Annotated in this window: 16 protein-coding genes and 1 other RNA gene; 2 read left to right on the forward strand and 15 right to left on the reverse strand. The window is 62.3% G+C overall.

Annotated elements, in window-relative coordinates; all coding sequences use genetic code 11:
* Together VGP39_RS25755 and miaA are read right to left on the reverse strand one after the other, a co-directional pair.
* Positions 1 to 1,017, reverse strand: a 1,017-nt coding sequence (locus VGP39_RS25755; protein ID WP_327570911.1) for a thiamine pyrophosphate-binding protein, incomplete at its 3' end; no start/stop codon positions are given.
* Positions 1,018 to 1,264: 247 nt separating this feature from the next.
* Positions 1,265 to 2,236: a tRNA (adenosine(37)-N6)-dimethylallyltransferase MiaA gene (gene miaA / locus VGP39_RS25760; RefSeq protein ID WP_327570912.1), complete on the reverse strand. Its 972-nt coding sequence runs from the start codon at positions 2,234 to 2,236 to the stop codon at positions 1,265 to 1,267.
* Between the two features lie 3 nt (positions 2,237 to 2,239).
* Between miaA and serB the strand changes: the two genes are divergently transcribed.
* Entirely contained in the window at positions 2,240 to 3,130 is an 891-nt protein-coding gene (gene serB, locus VGP39_RS25765) for a phosphoserine phosphatase SerB (RefSeq protein ID WP_327570913.1), read from the forward strand.
* 104 nt (positions 3,131 to 3,234) lie between these two features.
* On the opposite strand, the gene VGP39_RS25770 is transcribed toward serB, so the two are convergent.
* The 13 genes from VGP39_RS25770 to VGP39_RS25830 form a co-directional block, all read right to left on the reverse strand.
* A complete protein-coding gene (locus VGP39_RS25770) occupies positions 3,235 to 4,743 on the reverse strand; it encodes a Do family serine endopeptidase (protein ID WP_327570914.1) in 1,509 nt (502 codons plus the stop codon).
* A 198-nt stretch (positions 4,744 to 4,941) separates the two neighbouring features.
* Positions 4,942 to 5,142 (reverse strand): DUF2065 domain-containing protein, encoded by a 201-nt coding sequence (locus VGP39_RS25775; protein WP_327570915.1) that lies wholly within the window; start codon positions 5,140 to 5,142, stop codon positions 4,942 to 4,944.
* A 205-nt stretch (positions 5,143 to 5,347) separates the two neighbouring features.
* Positions 5,348 to 6,268 carry a protease modulator HflC gene (hflC, locus tag VGP39_RS25780; RefSeq protein ID WP_327570916.1) on the reverse strand — a complete coding sequence of 307 codons (921 nt, stop codon included), beginning with the start codon at positions 6,266 to 6,268 and terminating at the stop codon, positions 5,348 to 5,350.
* Positions 6,265 to 7,416: an FtsH protease activity modulator HflK gene (gene hflK / locus VGP39_RS25785; RefSeq protein ID WP_327570917.1), complete on the reverse strand. Its 1,152-nt coding sequence runs from the start codon at positions 7,414 to 7,416 to the stop codon at positions 6,265 to 6,267. The genes hflC and hflK overlap by 4 nt, the downstream gene beginning before the upstream one ends.
* Before the next feature lie 169 nt (positions 7,417 to 7,585).
* Complete coding sequence (locus VGP39_RS25790) at positions 7,586 to 8,110, reverse strand: dihydrofolate reductase (RefSeq protein WP_327570926.1); 525 nt, start codon at positions 8,108 to 8,110, stop codon at positions 7,586 to 7,588.
* 67 nt (positions 8,111 to 8,177) lie between these two features.
* Complete coding sequence (locus tag VGP39_RS25795) at positions 8,178 to 8,588, reverse strand: hypothetical protein (protein WP_327570918.1); 411 nt, start codon at positions 8,586 to 8,588, stop codon at positions 8,178 to 8,180.
* Between the two features lie 66 nt (positions 8,589 to 8,654).
* Entirely contained in the window at positions 8,655 to 8,984 is a 330-nt protein-coding gene (locus tag VGP39_RS25800) for a hypothetical protein (RefSeq protein ID WP_327570919.1), read from the reverse strand.
* Positions 8,985 to 8,990: 6 nt separating this feature from the next.
* Positions 8,991 to 9,785: a thymidylate synthase gene (locus tag VGP39_RS25805; protein WP_327570920.1), complete on the reverse strand. Its 795-nt coding sequence runs from the start codon at positions 9,783 to 9,785 to the stop codon at positions 8,991 to 8,993.
* 176 nt (positions 9,786 to 9,961) lie between these two features.
* Positions 9,962 to 10,948, reverse strand: a complete 987-nt coding sequence (locus tag VGP39_RS25810) for a tripartite tricarboxylate transporter substrate-binding protein (protein ID WP_327570921.1) — start codon at positions 10,946 to 10,948, stop codon at positions 9,962 to 9,964.
* Positions 10,949 to 11,065: 117 nt separating this feature from the next.
* Positions 11,066 to 12,583 (reverse strand): tripartite tricarboxylate transporter permease, encoded by a 1,518-nt coding sequence (locus tag VGP39_RS25815; RefSeq protein ID WP_327570922.1) that lies wholly within the window; start codon positions 12,581 to 12,583, stop codon positions 11,066 to 11,068.
* Between the two features lie 7 nt (positions 12,584 to 12,590).
* Positions 12,591 to 13,091, reverse strand: a complete 501-nt coding sequence (locus tag VGP39_RS25820; protein ID WP_327570923.1) for a tripartite tricarboxylate transporter TctB family protein — start codon at positions 13,089 to 13,091, stop codon at positions 12,591 to 12,593.
* Positions 13,092 to 13,180: 89 nt separating this feature from the next.
* Positions 13,181 to 13,714, reverse strand: coding sequence for a chromate transporter (locus VGP39_RS25825; RefSeq protein WP_327570924.1), 534 nt, complete (start codon positions 13,712 to 13,714; stop codon positions 13,181 to 13,183).
* A complete protein-coding gene (locus VGP39_RS25830; RefSeq protein ID WP_327570925.1) occupies positions 13,711 to 14,316 on the reverse strand; it encodes a chromate transporter in 606 nt (201 codons plus the stop codon). Before VGP39_RS25830 ends, VGP39_RS25825 begins: the two co-directional genes overlap by 4 nt.
* A 93-nt stretch (positions 14,317 to 14,409) precedes the next feature.
* Here VGP39_RS25830 and ssrA point away from each other — a divergent pair.
* Positions 14,410 to 14,700: a transfer-messenger RNA gene (gene ssrA, locus VGP39_RS25835) on the forward strand; the annotation flags it as partial.

The raw sequence follows: 14,700 nt of genomic DNA on the forward strand, positions 1-14,700 counted from the left end.
GTCGCCGAGCACGTTGCCGCAGTCGCCGATGATCGGCACGTCGACGCGGATGTTCTTGTTGATCGACGACGGATCGATGTCGATATGAATCTTCTTCGAGTTCGGCGAGAACGCGTCGGTGCGGCCGGTGATACGGTCGTCGAAGCGCGCGCCGACGCACAGCATGACGTCGCAATCGTGCATCGCCATGTTGGCTTCGTAGGTGCCGTGCATGCCGAGCATGCCGAGCCAGTTCTTGCCCGACGCGGGGTACGCGCCGAGCCCCATCAACGTCGAGGTGATCGGAAATCCCGTCACCTCGACCAGTTCGCGCAGCAGTTTTGAAGCCTCGAGGCCGGAATTGATCACGCCGCCGCCGGAATAGATCACCGGACGCCGGGCGGACGCCAGCAGCGCCACCGCCTTGCGGATCTGCGCCGCATCGCCCTTTACCCGCGGCGAATAGGAGATATGCACATCGGACTTGCGTGGCGGATGATAGGTGCCGGTGGCGAACTGAACGTCCTTCGGCACGTCGACCACGACGGGGCCCGGGCGGCCGGTGGTCGCGACATAGAATGCCTCGTGCAGCACCTTCGGCAGATCCTCGATCCGCCGCACCAGCCAGTTGTGCTTGGTGCAGGGCCGGGTGATGCCGACGGTGTCGCATTCCTGGAACGCGTCGTTGCCGATCAAGTGCGTCGGAACTTGTCCGGTGATGCAGACCAGCGGGATCGAATCCATCAGCGCGTCGGTGAGTGGCGTCACCATGTTGGTGGCGCCCGGGCCCGAGGTCACCAGCACCACGCCGGGCAAGCCGGTGGAGCGCGCATAGCCTTCGGCGGCGTGACCGGCGCCCTGCTCGTGCCGCACCAGGATGTGCTCGACCTCGCTCTGCTGGAAAATCTCGTCATAGATCGGCAGCACCGCGCCGCCGGGATAGCCGAAGATGTGCTTGACGCCATGATCGGCCAGCGCGCGGACGATCATGGCGGCGCCGGTCATCTGGTTGGGATCGTGGCTGTTGTGGTCGTTCATGGCTGGCTCCGGATGCGCCTGGGCGCGACTTGGTCGTTTCGGTTCGGAAAATAAAAAAGGGCCCAAAAGGCCCCATGCACACCGCCCGGTTATGGGATGGCCTCAGCCAGCCCCCGCGGTGCGCCTGGGTACGACGACAATAAGGAGTTTGGTAATTTTATTGCTCATTTCGGCGCTCGGACTTCTCAAAGGTTGCGCGGAACATAGCGGCCAAACCGGGAAAGTCAAGCCAAGGCCGCAAATTGCGTTATTCAGAGGTTAGCGGGGTTTGCAGCGCGGGGCGAGCATTTTCATCATTATTGCGATGCGGCAGCCACGCCCGCGCCTGCTCCGGCTTAACCCACTCGAACTCCGGCAATTGATGCCGAAACCAGGTGAACTGCCGCTTGGCATAGTGCCGGGTGTCGGCCCGTCCGATCATCGTTGCCTCTTCTAGCGGAAGTTCGCCTTTGAGATGCCGGATCAAGGCCGGCACGCCGTGCGCCTTCATCGCCGGCAGCAGCGGATCGAGCTTTCGAGATGCCAGCGCTGCCACCTCGTCGAGCGCGCCGGCCTTCAACATCGCGTCGAACCGTACGTCGATCCGCGCATAAAGCTCATCCCGTTCGGGGCTGAGAAACACCCCCGTGAAATGTCCCGGCGGCAGCAGCGGCGGTAGTCCTTCGCGATGCCAATCGGTCAGCGAACGCCCGGTGGCCTCGACGACTTCGAGCGCGCGAGCGATGCGAATCCTGTCGCGCGGCTTCAGGCGTACGGCCGACGCCGGATCGCGCTGCATCAGCGTCGCATGTAGCGCCTCGACGCCGTCGCGCGCCAGCCGTGCCCGGACATCCTCACGCATGTCCGGCGGTATCGGCGGCACCGCGGACAGCCCATGCGTCAGCGCCTTGAAATACAGCCCTGAGCCGCCAACAAAAACCGGCATGCGGTTTTGCGCCCGCGCTTCCGCCAGCGCTTTTCCGGCATCGGCTACCCAGGCTCCCGCGGAAAAATTCACCGCTGCATCGACATGGCCGTACAGCCGATGCGGCGTCCTCCCCTCTTCATCCGGTGTCGGCCGCGCGGTGAGTACGCGCAAATCGCGGTACACTTGCATCGAATCGGCGTTGATGATCACGCCGCCGGTCGCGTCCGCCAGCGCAAGCGCCAGCGCCGACTTGCCGCTGGCGGTGGGCCCTGCGATAAGCACCGCCTTGCTGTTTTCCTGCTGCGAATTCACGCCATGTCTCTCGTCGCCACGCTGATATGCAATCCGGCCAATCCCGCGCTCGACTCGACGATCGTCGATGGCGCGCGCGCAATTCTTCCCGGCGCCGGACCTGCGCAATGGCTGTTCAAGGAAGTGGCCGTCGACATTCCCTTCACCTCGCCCGAGGATATCGGCGCCATCGCCAAGCGCCTGCGCGAGGCGAGAGGCGATCTGCCGATCGATATTGTGGTGCAGCCTGCGATCATCAGGCGCAAGAAACTTTTTCTGGCCGACATGGATTCCACCATGATCGGCCAGGAATGCATCGACGAGCTGGCGGATTACGTCGGCCTGAAGGCGCACGTCGCCGCCATCACGGAGCGCGCAATGCGCGGCGAAATCGAGTTCGAGCCTGCGTTGCGCGCGCGGGTCGCGCTGCTCACGGGATTGCCGGCCGGCGTGGTCGACGAGGTGCTGGCAAAGCGAATCACCCTGACGCCGGGCGGCCGCGAACTGGTGGCGACCATGCGCGCGCACGGCGCCTATACCTGCCTGATCTCCGGCGGTTTTACCCTGTTCACCAGCGCCATCGCCGCGATGCTCGGATTTCAGGAAAACCGCGGCAATGAATTGCTGGTCGAGGATGGAAAATTGACCGGCAAAGTCGCCGAACCTGTTCTAGGCCGCGCCGCCAAACTGGCGACGCTGGTCGAGCTTCGCGAAGCCTTCGACCTCGACGATCTCGACACCCTGGTGGCCGGCGACGGCGCCAACGATCTCGGCATGATCCAGAGCGCCGGCCTTGGCATCGCCTACCACGCCAAGCCCGCGGTCGCCGCCGCCGCGCATGCCCGGATCGATCATGGCGATCTCACCGCGCTGCTCTATGCGCAGGGCTATCGGCGGGATGAGTTTGTGACTTGAGTTCGCGTCATACGCGGGCTTGACCCGCGTATCCATCCATCTTCGCAAGAATCGTTCAAAAGTGATGGATGGCCGGATCAAGCCCGGCCATGACGATGATTGTTCTACTGCACGCTCAGCGCGACGAACCGCAGTTCGCCCTCGGGGTTGGAAACCAGCAGCAGGATGGATTTCTTGCCGTCCTTCTTCAATTGCTCGACGCGTTTCTTCACGTCGGCGGCGTTGGTCACCGCCTCCTGCGCCACCTCGACGATCACCTCGCCGGCGCTGAGCCGTTTTTCGGCGGCGTCGGAGGAAGAATCGACGCTGGTGATGACGACGCCCTTGACGCTGTCCTTGATCTTGTAGCGGCTGCGCAGATCCTTGCTGAGCCCCGCAAGATCGAGGCCGAGCGCCTTTTGCGTCGCGGGCTTTTCGGCTTCGGGCTGGCCCTTGCTCGACGCCTGCACCGCCTTCTCGCCATCCTCGAGGCGGCCGAGCGTGACCTGCTTGGTCTGCTCCTCGCCCTTGCGGATGACCACGACGTCGACTGCCTTGCCGACCGCGGTATCGGCGACGACCCGCGACAGGTCCTTCGGCTCCTTGATGTCCTTGCCGTCGAACTTGATGACGACGTCGCCGGGCTCGATGCCGGCGGGTTTTGCGGGGCCCTTCTCCTCGACACCGGCGATCAAGGCGCCGCGCGCGGGTTTTATGTTGAGGCTCTCGGCGATCTCGTCGGTGACCTGCTGGATGCGCACTCCGAGCCAGCCGCGGCGAAGCTCGCCGAACTGGCGCAGCGAATCCACCACGCCGACCACGGTCTTGGAGGGCACCGCAAAGCCGATGCCGATCGAACCGCCCGAGGGCGAGATGATCAGCGTATTGACCCCGATCACCTCGCCGTCGAGGTTGAACAGCGGGCCGCCGGAATTGCCGCGGTTGATCGCGGCGTCGGTCTGGATGTAGCTGTCATAAGGCCCGGAATTGATGTCGCGGTTGCGCGCCGAGACGATGCCCGCGGTGACGGTGCCGCCGAGGCTGAACGGATTGCCGATCGCGATCACCCATTCGCCGAGCCGAAGCTTGTCGGAATCGCCGAATTTCACCGCGACCAGCGGTTTGGCCGGCGGGGTGAATTTCAACACCGCCAGATCGGTCTTCTTGTCGACACCGACCAGCGTCGCCTTGATCTTGGTGCCATCATTCATGATGAGGTTGATTTCGTCAGCATCGGCGATGACGTGGTTGTTGGTCACGGCGATGCCCGCGGTATCGACGATGAAGCCGGAGCCGAGCGAGTTGGTCTTGCGCGGCTGCATGCCGCCGCCACCCTTGTCGCCTCCCGGCCCGCGGCGGTTCTTGAAGAAATCGTCGAAAAATTCCTCGAATGGCGATCCGGGCGGCAATTGCGGCATGGCGCCCCGGCCGCCGTCGGCGCCTGCCTTGGCCTCGACCGTCTGGGTGGTCGAAATATTGACGACCGCATCGATCACCTTCTCAGCCACGTCGGCGATGCCGTCAGGCCCTCGCGCGAGCGCCGGCAGGGAAACCAGGGTGGTCGCGGCGCCAAGACAGACGGCCGCGGCCCATGGGCGCAGGCGATGGCTCAAGGCGGGAGTCGCTCCGGTCATGTCTATTCTCTCTCCTGAAAAAGGGGCCGGAAATTTAAGGTCCACAGTGCGCCCGAACCGGGCAAAGGCGCAAGCATGCGCCGTGCAATTTTGCGCCATCAGCGCCTTGGATTACGGCGAAAAACGGACGCCCCGGCTCACGATGGCGTTGATCCCTATGGTATTTTTTAAGGACCTCGGCCGGGCTCCCCGAATCGATCAGCGCCGCACGAACCATATCAGAATGAGGCCCGCGATCGCCGATCCGATCCCCACCGCGCGAAGGATGTTGTCCGGCGTCGCCAGCGCGCTTTTCATGGCCCGCCGCATCCATACAGGACTTGCCGCGAACAGCAGGCCCTCGAGCACAAACAGAATACCCACACCGATGAGGAAGTCGGCGAACGCTATGGACCTCATCCGACTGAAACCTCCCCCATGGTGTTGTTCTACGCGGCGAATCCGGCTCGCCCGACGACATTGCATCTTCTTAGAGGAGAGCGGGCTCGAACGCAAAACGGCGTCCCCAGGGACGCCGTCGTTGCGAGCGAAGCGAAGCAATCCAGAATGGTGCCACGGACTGGATTGCTTCGTCGCAAGAGCTCCTCGCAATGACGGGGAGGTATTAAGGCTTCGGCGCGGCGCTCGCCGCCGGTTGGGCCGGCGCGACCGGCGGATGGCCGGACGAGTTACTGAAGAACTTGAAGAAGTCGGAGTCCGGGCGCAGCAGGAACCGGGTGTCGTTGCTCTTCAACCCGTTCTCATACGCCGTCATCGAGCGGTAGAAGGCGAAGAAGTCCGGATCCTTGCCATAGGCTTCGGCGAACAGCCGGTTGCGCTCGCCGTCGCCCGCGCCGCGCACCTGCTCGGCGGTGGAATTGGCCTCCGCAACGATCACGGTCGCCTCGCGGTCGGCCCTGGAGCGGATCTCCTGCGCCTTCTGGCCGCCCTGCGCGCGGAATTCAGCCGCCTCGCGCTGTCGCTCGGTCTGCATGCGCTGATAGACCGCTTGGCTGTTCTGTTCCGGCAGATCGGCGCGCCTGATCCGCACGTCGACCACCTGGATGCCGTATCCGTCGGCTTCCTTGTCGAGCTGGTCGCGAATCCGCGCCATCAGCGCCTCGCGTTCGTCCCGCACCACCTGGATGAAGGTCACCTCGCCGAGCACCCTTCGCAGCGACGCGTTGAGCAGCGTAGTCAGCTGGATGTTGGCGGCCTGGATCGAGCCGATGCTTTGATAGAACCGCAGCGCGTTCTTGATGCGATAACGCGCGAAGGCATCCACCACGAGGCGCTTCTGGTCGGACGCGATGACTTCCTGCGACGGATTTTCCAGATCGAGAATCCGCTTGTCGATGCTGATCACGGTGTCGATGAACGGCGCCTTGAAATTCAAACCGGGTTCGGTGACTACCTTGACCGGCTCACCGAGCCGAACCACCAGTGCCTGCTGAGTCTGATTCACCGTGAAGACCGAGCTGTAGCCGACCACGACTATGACAAGCAGCACGAGGATCGCGACGATTCCTGAAATTCCTGACCTCATCGGGAGCCTCCGCCCTGAGCTTGCGGCTGGGTCGATGTCGCCGGGGGACGCCGTGGCGTCAGTTCACTCAGCGGCAAATACGGCACGATGCTCTGCCCGGACGAGGAGCCGCCGCCGTCATAGACCAGCTTTTCGGCGTTGCCGAGAATGCGCTCCATGGTTTCAAGATAGATGCGTTGCCGGGTGACATCCTTTGCCTTTGCGTATTCGTCGTACACCTTCAGGAAGCGCGCGCTCTGGCCTTTGGCCTCGGCGACGGCCTGCTCCTTGTAACCTTCGGCGACCTGCAAGATCTGCGCGGCACGTCCACGCGCGTCCGGGACGACGCGGTTGGCATAGGTCTGGGCTTCGTTCTGCAATCGCTCGAGGTCCGCGCGCGCGGCCTGCACGTCGCGGAAGGCATCGATCACCTGTGCCGGCGGGTCGACCTTCTGCATCTGCACCTGCTGCACCAGCACGCCGGAACCGTAGCTGTCGAGCGTCTTCTGCATCAGGTCCTGCACCCCGGCCTCGGTGGTGGTGCGGGCGCCGGTCAGGATCGGCTGGATGTTGGAACGCCCGATCACTTCGCGCATCGCGCTTTCGGCGACCGCCTTCACGGTGCCTTCGGGATTCTGGATATTGAAAAGATAGTTGCCGACGCCGTCCGGCTTGATCCGCCACAGCACGGTGAAATCCACGTCGACGATATTCTCGTCGCCGGTGAGCATCAGGCTTTCTTCCGGAACGTCGCGCATGGTCCTGCCGCGCCGCGCCGGGTCGTCGATCAGCGTCATGCCGATGCTGATGGTCGAGACGCGCAGCGCCTTCGGCAGCAGCACGGTCTCGATCGGATACGGCAGGTGATAGTTCAAGCCCGGCTGTACGGTGCGCACATGCTTGCCGAACCGCAGCACCACGCCGAGTTCTTCGGACTGCACGCGGAAGAATCCGGACAACAGCCAGATTGCCACCGCCACAAGCAGAATGATCGCGATGCCCATGCCGCTGAAATAACCGCCCGGCAATATCTGCTGAAGCTTGTCCTGACCGCGGCGCAGCAGGTCTTCGAGATCAGGCGGCCTCGGCCCCACCGACTGCGGGCCGGAGCCCCACGGCCCTTTCGGACCCGAGCCCCATGGGCCCCCGCCTTGATTCTTCCACGGCATCGACAGTCTCCCTCCGCGGGCCAAAACACCGGCCTCGCAAACTCTGCATGGCCTTATAGGGGACCGCCCCGGCCCTTACAACGCGGCTTGTTGCCTGCCAGCAGCTAAGCCCGAACCGATAATTGTCAATGTAAGCATCGACTGAAGCGGTTAATGCCGCATTCGGCGACTATGCGGGGCGCGGGCTTCGGCTATGCCGTCTATATGTGACGTAAGAGAAATCGGCCGTATCGTCGTCCGTCCTCACCTGGGATGTGCGCGCGACTTCTTCCCATTCCTTCAGGTCAATCGGGGCGAGGCGTGTGTCGCCTTCCGGTTTCGCGTGAACTTCGGTGACTTCCAGCCGGTCGGCAACGTCCATCCATTGCGCGTAGATTTCCGAGCCACCGATGACGGCGATCTCAGTGGCTAAACGCCGCAGCGCATCGCCAAGCGCCGTCGCTCGCGCGTCTGCAAAGGAGGTCGTCACCACCGCCCCCGCCGCGCGAAAATTCGCGTCACGGGTGACTACGATATTGGTTCGCCCGGACAGCGGCCGGCGCAATGATTCGAAGGTCTTGCGGCCCATGACCACCGGTTTGCCCATGGTCATTGTCTTGAGGCGTTGCTGATCGGTTTTGAGGCGCCAGGGAATGGATCCGACAGAGCCGATCACGCCGTTCTCAGCAACGGCGACGATGAGGACGATTTCAATCACAATGACATTAACTTTCGCGAGATAACCAACCCACGATCAGTCGCAGTGATGGCACGTTGGAGACTCAGGAAGCGACTGCGAGACGCGTCAGCAATTCCGGTTTGAAGTACACCGGAACGACGCTCTCGAAAAACTCGCCGTTGGTAAATGTCGTGTCAAAGCGGCGGCCAATATAGGGTTCGTACCTGATGTAGGCGCCAAGCGCTCGCGCGCGGTCGATTTGGTGACTATCAACCAGCGGGTCAGAAATGGAAAAAATCGAACGGTAGGGCGGATCTATCAGAAGGTCGGTTGCCTGTTTGATCAGCCGACGCTGCTCTTCCGGCGAAGTGGGCACCAGTACCAGGGTCCAGCGACCTACGTCCTCGTGAAAATCCCAAAATGCCGCGAGCAATGGCGCCCCGCGCTGGACCAGTGCACTGGCCAACTGCTTTGAGGCTTCGAACTTCGAATCTACCAACGATTCTGCAGCCATTCCAGGATCCCGTCCGCCCCATCAATCGCATCCAATATAGCCGACGCATCGGCTTCCGTCCAAACCTTATAACGCGCATTCTCGGACCATGCTCTCGCTACGCCCCCACCGCTGGTATAGCTCCGGATGCAAATCTTTCTCTGCGTCCAGATTTTCTTTCAGAACGGCAAGACCCAGCAATGCACTGAGGTCGTGGGTGTAGATACTCTGCACACGTTTCAGCTCCGGAATTTCATTCTCACGGAAATCCCCAGCGATCTTCGCCTTCAAGGCGCACTCGATCGCATAGCCCGCCAGGTAGTAAGCTCCTGAATACAGGCCCTCGGCGTGCAAAGCCTTCGCTTCCGCCAAGCGCATTTCCGCAAGTTGCTGAAACGTGGCGCGGTCCTGACCCATATTTCGCTACACCGCGACCTCGGCCTTGATGTGCGGATGTGGGTCGTAGCCTTCGAGCACGAAGTCCTCGTAGCGGAAGGCGAAGATGTCCTTGACGGCAGGATTGATCTTCATCACCGGCAGCGCGCGGGTCGGCCGCGTCAGTTGCAGCCGGGCCTGTTCAAGGTGGTTGGAATAGAGATGCGCATCGCCGAGGGAGTGAACGAAGTCGCCGGGCTTCAGCCCCGTCACCTGCGCCACCATCATGGTCAGCAGCGCGTAGGATGCGATGTTGAAGGGTACGCCGAGGAACACATCGGCCGAGCGCTGGTAGAGCTGGCACGACAGCTTGCCGTCCGCGACATAGAACTGGAACAGGCAGTGGCATGGCGGCAGCGCCATCTTGTCGACATCGGCCGGATTCCACGCGCTGACGATCAGGCGGCGGGAATCCGGGTTGCGCTTGATCATATCAACCACGTTGGAAATCTGATCGATGCTGCGCCCGTCCGGCGCCGGCCACGATCGCCACTGCGACCCATAGACCGGACCGAGATCGCCGTTGGCATCGGCCCATTCGTCCCAGATCGAAACGCCGTTGTCCTTGAGGTATTTTATGTTGGTGTCGCCCTGCAGAAACCACAGCAGTTCGTGCACGATCGATTTGAGCGGCAGCTTCTTGGTGGTCAGCATCGGAAAGCCCGAGGCCAGATTGAAGCGCATCTGATGCCCGAATACCGACAGCGTGCCGGTGCCGGTGCGGTCGTGCTTTTCCGCACCGTCCGAGAGAATCCGTCCAAGCAGGTCGTGATACTGATTCATGGCGTTGTTTTGTGGCTTTTGAAGCGGCGAACCTATCGTTCAGGCCATAGATCCGACAGCGCCAATTCGTCGATATCGGTCGATTATACCCGGAAAAGTGAGGATCCGTCGCGCAAACGGCAAGGGCGGAACCTGCGTCCCGCCCTCGCCTTCAACCAGTAATCGCCGGCTTGAATTCAGTTACTCGCCGGCTTGAGCACCGGGGACCATTTCGCGATTTCGCTCTTCACCAGGGCGGCCAGCGCTTCAGGGGTCCGTTCCGCCGGTTTCGGGATGACGCTGCCGAGATCGAGCAGGCGCTTGCGGACACCTTCGTCATCCAGCGCCTTGGCTGCCGCCGCGTTGAGCTTGGCGATAACAGGCCCGGGCGTTCCCTTCGGCGCGAAAATCGCATTCCATGCCTGCGCCTGGAACGCTGGCAGGCCAGCTTCTGCAGTTGTCGGCAGATTGGGCAACGACGGATTACGCTCGGGGGTGGCGATCGCGTAAGCCTTGATGGTGCCGCCATTGATCTGCGGCACCGCATTGACGATCTGGTCGCACATGTAATCCACCTGTCCGCCGACCAGTGCATTCATGGCAGGTCCTGTGCCGTTGAACGGAACGCCGATCGGCTTGATATCGAGCAGTGAGTTCAGCAGTTCGCACGACACATGCGAGACCGAGCCGACACCGGCATGCGCCGCGTTGACCTTCTCGGTGTTGGCCTTCACATATGCGATGAACTCCTTGAGGTCCTTGGGTGGAAAATCCTTGCGCGCGAGGATCAGGATCGGGGTGCCGGCCAGCAGCGCGATCGGCTCGAAATCCTTTTCCGGATGATAAGCAAGCTTCGGATAAAGCGGCAACGACGCGGCGTGAGTGCCCATATGGCCGGTGATCAGGGTGTATCCGTCATTCGCAGCGCGCGCGGCGCGGGCGGTCGCCGTGGTGCCGGCTGCGCCGACCACATTCTCGATGATGATGCTGTGCCCGAGCGTCTGCGCCATGTGCGCGGTGACGATGCGGGAAATCACGTCGGTCGGGCCGCCGGCCGCGAACGGCACGATCATGGTGATGGTGCGCGTCGGATAATCCTGCGCCTGGGCAGAGTTAGCGATCGCGCCGAAACTGACCAGTGCAGCCAGACTGCCGGTTGCAAGCAGGCGACGGTACAAATTCATTGGTTTCCTCCGACAGGGCGCGTTGCGCAAATACCGCTGCGAACGGGCCAGATTTCAAGTCAATACCCCACCGCGCCCGAAATCCATTCGACTTCGGGACGCGGCGCAACGCCGCAGCTAGTTTTCGGACTCCACGAACACCTCGTCGCGCTTCTTGCGCAGCGATGGCAGTACTGCCAGCACCAGCAGGAAGGCGGCTACCGCCAAGAGAACCGCCGACAGCGGACGTGTGACAAATACAGTGACGTCGCCGCGCGAGATCAGCAGCGCCCGCCGAAGGTTCTCTTCCATCAAGGGTCCAAGCACCATGCCCAGCAACAGCGGGGCCGGCTCGAAATCGTGCTTGATCAGCCAGTAGCCAACCAGGCCGAACGCCCCTGCGAGGATGACATCGACCGGAGCATTGTTGAGGGAATAGATGCCGATAGCGCAAAAGATCACGATCGCCGGAAACAACAGCCGATACGGCACCCGCAACAACCGCACCCAGATTCCGACCATCGGCAGGTTGATGACAAGCAGCATCAGATTGCCGACCCACATCGAGGCAATCATGCCCCAGACCAGTTCGGGCTGTTTCTGCATAACTTGCGGGCCAGGCACGATGCCGTGAATGGTCATCGCACCGACCATCAGCGCCATCACGGCATTGGGCGGAATACCGAGTGTCAGCAGCGGAATGAACGAGGTTTGCGCCGCCGCGTTGTTGGCGCTTTCCGGTGCTGCGACGCCTTCAATCGCGCCCCGGCCGAACCGCGACGGATCCTTGGCGATCTTCTTTTCCAGCGTATAGGCCGCGAACGACGCGATCACCGCGCCGCCGCCCGGCAGAATGCCCAGAATCGATCCCAGCACCGTGCCGCGAAGAATCGCCGGCGCCGAGGCGACCAGGTCCTTCTTGGTCGGCATCAGCCCGGTGACCTTCTGCTGGACCAGTTCGCGGTCCATTTCCGCGCCGGCGTCGAGATTGCGGATAATTTCCGCAAATCCGAACACGCCCATCGCCACCGTGGCAAAGCCGAGACCGTCGGCCAGTTCCGGGATATTAAAGGCCATCCGCGACGCGCCGGTCTCGATGTCGGATCCGACCATCGACAGCAGCAATCCGAATACGATCATCGCGATTGCTTTCAACACGGAGCCTTTTGCCAGCACCACGGCGAAGATCAGGCCAAGCACCATCAGCGAGAAATATTCGGCGGGACCGAACGCCAGAGCGAGTTTGGTCAGCGGCGCGCCCAGCACCGCGATCAGAACGGTCGCGACGCAGCCGGCGAAAAATGAGCCGATCGCGGCAATGGCAAGCGCCGGCCCGGCGCGGCCTTGTTTGGCCATCTGGAAACCGTCGAGCGTGGTAACGACCGAGCCCGCCTCACCTGGAATGTTGACCAGGATCGAGGTGGTCGAGCCACCATATTGCGCGCCGTAATAAATGCCGGCGAGCATGATCAGCGCGCCGACCGGCGGCAAGCCGAAGGTGATCGGCAGCAGCATGGCGACCGTGGCGATGGTGCCAACGCCGGGCAGTACGCCGACCAGGGTGCCGACCAGCGCGCCGATCAGGCAGAGCATCAGGTTCATCGGCGTGAAGGCGACGCCGAAACCGAGGGCAAGATTGGAAAACAGATCAGCCATCACGCCCTCATTGAATCATGAAACGCGGCAGCAGCTGCAGCGGCAGCCCCAACGCATAGGGAAACAGAAAGCTGCAGAATGCCGTCAGGCAAACGCCGACGATGATGGTTTCAGTCCAACGGGTTTCCGGCGTTCCAAGCGCGGCGATCATGAAGCTGGCCATCGCCGAAACCACCAGACCCAGCGGCCGGATCGTGAACGCGAAAGAAAGGATCGACAGCGAGACGAACAGCGGGCCGCGCCAGGCATAGGTCGCCAGATGCGGCCCCTCGGTCAAAAGTCCGACGACCGCGATCGCGGCGCCAAGTCCCAGCAGCAGCAGTGCGAACATGCGCGGTGCAGTACCGGCGCCGAATGAAAACCCGTGCATGCCCTGCAGATCGCTCGACGCCCACAAGGCGAACGCCGCAATCGCCATCAATGCAATGCCGCCGACAAAATCCTGCGGATTGCGGACCCATTTCGGCATCATGGATTTGACCGGCCCCTGGCTCGGCGCGTCACTCATCGATCTCCCTCCCCGTACCGGACTTTTCGCCCATTGTGCTTGGATGGCTGCTGATGCCGCCCGCCCCCAACATTGCCTAGCGATTTTCGTCAGACAACGCCAGCAAAACCAAGACATCCCCCCGCGAGCAATAACCACAGCGGGTTGACGCGGGTGGCAAGCGTCAAAATTGCCGCACTTGCAGTCAGGGCCACCGCGAGCCAGGTACGGTCCGCGGCCTGCGCCAGCACCAGCGCGCTCGCCGTCATCAACCCGATCGATAGCGGAACCAGCGCCGCCTGAATGATGGCGGGCCATTTCGATTGACTGGAGCGATGCAGCAGGCGGCTGACATTATAGGCCATGACTGCTGTCGGACCGCACATCGCCAGCGTCGCCACCAGTCCGCCGGCGACCCCGGCAACCTGGTATCCAATCAGGGTGACGATCAAGATGTTCGGGCCGGGCGACAGTTGCGAAATCGCGAAGGCGTCGGCGAATTGCGCATCCGTCATCCAGTGGTGGAGGTCGACGGCGATACGGTGCATTTCGGGAATTGCCGAAGCGGCACCCCCGATCGCGAACAGGGACAGCAACCCGAAGGTCCATGCCAGCGTCCAGAGGTCGCCGATACCGCCGTTCATCGCGCCATATTCCTCTGCATCGCATAGGTAACGGCGATGCTCAGGGGAATCGCGACGAGGAGAACCGGGGGCAGCGGCAATCGCAACAGGCCGATTGCCACAAATACCGCGATCAGGAAGCCGAGGGCAACGGGATCGCGCCGCTTCAGAAGCGGTCCCATCATTCGGGCCGCGACGCCGATGACCAGTCCGACCGCAGCGCAAGAAACCCCCGCCAGCGTCCGCTGCAGCGCCGGAATTTCGCCGTAGCGCGCATAAATCATCGCCAAAGCAGAAACAATGACAACCGGGGGGCCGACGAGGCCCGTAAATGCCGCCAGGCTTCCGGGAATGCCTCTTATACGGGCACCGAAAACCACGGACAGATTGCAGATGTTGGGGCCCGGCAGGAAATGGCAGAGGGCGTAGGTCTCGTTGAACTCATCCGCCGTCATCCAGCGGTATTTTTCGACGATCGCGCGCCGGGCGAACACCAAAACCCCGCCAAAGCCGGAAAGCGATATTTTGGCGAAGGCCAGGAACAGCTGAAGAAGGCCGGGCGGTTCCGCAGGTGCCTGGATATCGGGCGCGGGGATAGCTGCGGGAGGCGAATCCGGAGACATGACCGAGATTTAGAACGAAGGGTGCGCGAGGCCAACCGATTTTCCCGGGCTTTCGTGCCTGCGCTTTGTTCCGTGACTAAATGCCCTGATCCGGCTCTATTTTTCTCAATCTTGGCATCCTATATTGGAGGAGCCGGTTCGCCGGCTATGGAAATAAATGGCCGTCGTAATAAACCATTCGGACCCGGGGGCGGTACCCGGCGCCTCCACCCAAGCCCGTCGGGCATGTTCCCGGCAGACAAGCGGGCTTCGGCGGGGGCGAAATAGGATCGACGAGGGCGTAAAGGGCTCGCTTTTTCTCGGTATGGTTCCGCCGTTATCGGGCTATGCAATAGTTGCAAACGACAACTATGCTCCGGTTGCTCAGGCCGCGTAAGCGGTTTG

It is taken from the genome of Bradyrhizobium sp. (genome assembly GCF_036009065.1).
In the GTDB taxonomy this organism is placed as follows: Bacteria; Pseudomonadota; Alphaproteobacteria; order Rhizobiales; family Xanthobacteraceae; genus Bradyrhizobium.